This window comes from Hymenobacter agri (genome assembly GCF_054778495.1).
In genome coordinates this window covers 1-3,674 of record NZ_BAAGZM010000435.1, presented here as the reverse complement: position 1 = coordinate 3,674, position 3,674 = coordinate 1, and the positions used below count along the sequence as shown (strand labels likewise).

Annotated in this window: 2 protein-coding genes; both read right to left on the bottom strand. The window is 64.2% G+C overall.

All coding sequences use genetic code 11. The features are described from left to right. Nucleotides 1–309 (bottom strand): hypothetical protein (locus ACYVDE_RS17210; RefSeq protein ID WP_460502779.1); only part of this gene is annotated, 309 nt, incomplete at its 3' end. Between the two features lie 138 nt (nt 310–447). Continuing rightward, nucleotides 448–3,674 (bottom strand): alpha-2-macroglobulin family protein (locus ACYVDE_RS17205; RefSeq protein WP_460502778.1); only part of this gene is annotated, 3,227 nt, incomplete at its 5' end.

Sequence of the window (3,674 nt, the reverse complement as noted above, 5' to 3'; positions counted from 1 at the left end):
GGCTTCGGCGTGGCGGGCCTCGTAGGCGCGGGCGGTGCGGGCAGTGCCCGCGGCTTCGTCGGTGGCTTCGGAGTAGTGGGCGGTGGCGTCGGTTTCGGGAGCGGCGGTGTTGTCTTCAGTTGCAGCTTTGGGGGCTTCGCTGACAATCTTTTTCCGGCGCACCGGCATCAGGAAGTCACGTTCGGCGCGCTCGCGCAGGCTTAGATTTTCTTCACCGGGCAGCTTGGTAACCGGTACAGCTTTCTCATTTTGGGCCTGCGCGCTGCCGGCCCACAGCAGCAACGATAAAAGGACAACTAGATGCTTCATAGAGGAATAAAGTAAATTAACCGAATAACAAAGCTACATCCGGCCCCAATTAAATGCAAGCCGAAACCGCGCCAGCCCGACGGAATGACCGTTTACGCCCGCTAATGGCCGTTTTCATCCTAATCGCCCAAAACCGGGCTATGGGTTCACCCGCAACCGGGTACCGGCCGACTGGGTTCCAAATTCGGGAGCATACAGGCACTGCGCCTGGCTGAGGCCACCCGAAAAATCGCCGGCCTGCGCAGCCCGCAGCCGGTACTCGAACACGTGGGTGCCGCGCGGCACTTCGCTCAGGAAAAAGTTGGTGGCCGCGTCGCGCGGGCTCTCGTAGTAGCCCAGGCCGTTCTGGTAGCGGTAGCCGCTGGTTTGGGCAATGGGCTCGAGGCCGGCGGCGCGCTGGTCTTTGAGATGCACATATTCGAGGGCACGGTCGGTGCGCAACACGAGGCGCACCACCAGCACGTCGCCCACTTGCAGGGGCGTGGCGGGCGTGAGCCGTTCGAGCACGGGGCCGGCGGCGGTTGGCGTTTCGCGGTAGAGCTGGCGCTCGAGGCTGAGGGCCGTGGCGGCGGCCGTCACCTTGTCGAGGTCTTCGAAATACTGCCAGTAAAGCGCGCCCCAGGCCACGCCCGCATCGGGCTTGCTGATGCTGACTTTGCCCTGCGCGGGCTTGATTTCGGCGGCGGGCCAGGTGGTTTTGACATAGCCAGTGCCGGCCTGCGCGGCTTCAGGTTTCACCTCCTGGCCGCCCACGCGCACTTGCAGGGGCTGGGTGGGCGCCAGCCAGTCGGTGCCGCGCAGCAGCAGGGCGTAGCAGGCATCGGCAGTGGCGCGGGTGCTTTCCCAGCTGTGGGTTTGCTTCTGCTTCAGCAGCCAGAGCTTCATCTCATCCACGGCTTTCTGGTCGTTCTTCACTTCATCAAAGGCTTCGATGAGGGTGGCCTGGGTTTCGGTGGGCGCCTCGCGCCAATAGTAGCCGCCGCGCACCTCCTTCCAGTACATGCCCTGCTCGGGCGAATGCAAGGCGTTTTCGGTGAGGGCACGGAGAATGTCGGCGGCGGCCGGGGCTTTTGTGTCGGTGCGGAACAGGGCCAGCGCGATTTGCGCTTGCAGGTAGCGGGTTTGGGCGGGCCAGAATTTGGCGGCCTGCGTGCGGTAGTAGGCGAAGGCAGTTTTGGCGGCGGGCGCTTCGGGCTGCTGCGGCCAGAAGCTGCGGGCATACAGGGCCTGCACGTGCTCGTCGGAGAGGTGGTTATCGGCCAGCTTCACGCCTTTTTCGCGGCGCAGGCGGGCATAGTCGGCGGCCAGCTCGGCATCGAGGTAGCGCAGGGCATTTTGCAGGAGGCCACGGGCGGTAGCATCCTGGCTGGCATCGAACGCGCCCAGCTTCTTCAATTTGCCGAAGCCGGCCACGATGAGCTGGGTGATGTAGCGGTCTTCCGGCATTTTTTCGAACCACGGGAACGCGCCGTTGGGCAGTTGCTGGCGCTGGAGCTTCAGCAGGGCGCGCTGGGTTTCGGCTTGCAGGCGACCTGCGTCGAACAGCTCGGCGAGGCGGGCCAGGCGGGCGGTTTCGCCCTGCGCGTCGCGCACCCAGGGCGTTTCCTGCAGCAGCAGGTTCTTCAGCTCCTGGTTCTGGGCCAGCTTGCTTTCGAGGGCATTTTTCTGAGCAGCGGTGCCGTTTTGGGCCTGGCGCGTCCACTCGGCCAGCACGGTTTTGAAGCGCGGGTTAGCCTTGAGGATTTGCGCCGCCAGCAGGTTGGCGTAGAGGCGGCTGAAGGTTTGCTCGGAGCACTCGTAGGGGTACTCCATCAGGTAGGGCAGGCTTTGCACGGCATACCAGGCGGGATTGGCCGTCATTTCGAGCGTGAGCGAGTAGTTGCGCCGCGTGGGGCTGCTGGTGCTCGTGAGCTTGCGCAGCTCGAACTCGCGGGTGCCCGGCCCCACAATGGGCAGCGGCAGGCTCTCGGTGATGAGCACGCGGTTGGGCAGCACGGGCAGGGTGTTTTCCTCGCCGTCGGAATAAGTGTTGAGGGTTGAGGGTTGAGGGTTGAGTTTTTTGGCCCGCTTGCTTCGCTTATCGGTTAACTGTTCACTGCTACCTGCCACCTGACTTTGCGCTACCACGCGGTACGTCACGGCCACGGGCGCGAAGTCGGCCGGAATGCTCAGCTCCCAGCCCAAGGCGGCGCTCTGGTGCGCGGCGGCCGACACAGCCTGCTGCGCCGGCGACTTCAGCAGCTGTGCGGTGAGGTCCTGGCCGGTGGCGGCATCTAGCAGCACGAGCTGCGCGGTGCCGCTGGTGGCGTGGTCGGTCAGGTTCGAGAATCTGGCGGGGAAGGTGAAGGTGTCGCCGGGCCGCAGGAAGCGCGGGGCGTTGGGCGTAATCTGAATTTCCTTTTGCGTCACGAGCTGCCGGGCCAGCTGGCCGCTGTGCAGGGCTCGGTCGTGGGCCAGGGCCAGCAGCTGCCAGCGCGTCACGGCCTCGGGCATCTGGAATTCGAGCACCACGTCGCCGTTCTTATCGGTGCGCAAAGCCGGCTGCCAGAAGGCTGTTTCGCGGAAATCGGAACGGGCGGCAATGGTGGAAAGGTCGGGGGCGGCAGCCGTTTCGCCTCCATTAACATAGCCCCGCCCTGATAATATCTTAACCTCTTCGTCCTTTTTGATGACGGGTGGCGTGAACTTCATTCTTGCGGCCATTGGAGCAGGGGCAGCCGCCATGTCCATGTTCGCATTGCCTTGCACGGTCACCCGGCTTACTACCTTATCCCGCAGCTCTTCCTGGTCAGGCACTTCTTCCACGTTGCTTTCCCAACTTTTTAATTCCGGATACCGCACCGGTTCATCCTCACCTGAATTCTCCTCACCGAACATCATTTCCGAATTCATATCTTCGAAAGCACCCATCCACCCAAACCGCGCCGGGTAATACCCTTGCCCAAAATCCAGCCCCATGAAGCTGTGCGGCCGGAAAATATCCAGGCTCTGGTCGTAGAGGATGGCCAGCAGCTCGGCCTCGGCAGGCTGGCCGTTGTCCCGGCGGATGCTGACGCGCCAGGTTTCCTTCTGCCCCGGCTGCAGCCGGTCGCGGAACGTGGCGACGGACACTTGCAGCGGCTGCGGCTGCTCGGCCACCTGCACGGTGGCATCGTGGCGGTAGAGGCGGCCGTCGCGCACCTGCGTGGTATGAATGTAGAGCGGGCCCAAGGCCGTGGCCGGGCCGCTTTCGATACTCAGGCGGCGCTGCTCGTTGGCGGCCAGCGTCAGCCATTCCTGGCGCAGCAGCTTGCCTTCACGCTCCACTTCGAGCAGAATGCGGGCCCCGGCCTCGCTGCTGCCCAGCAGGATGCCGGCGGGCTGGC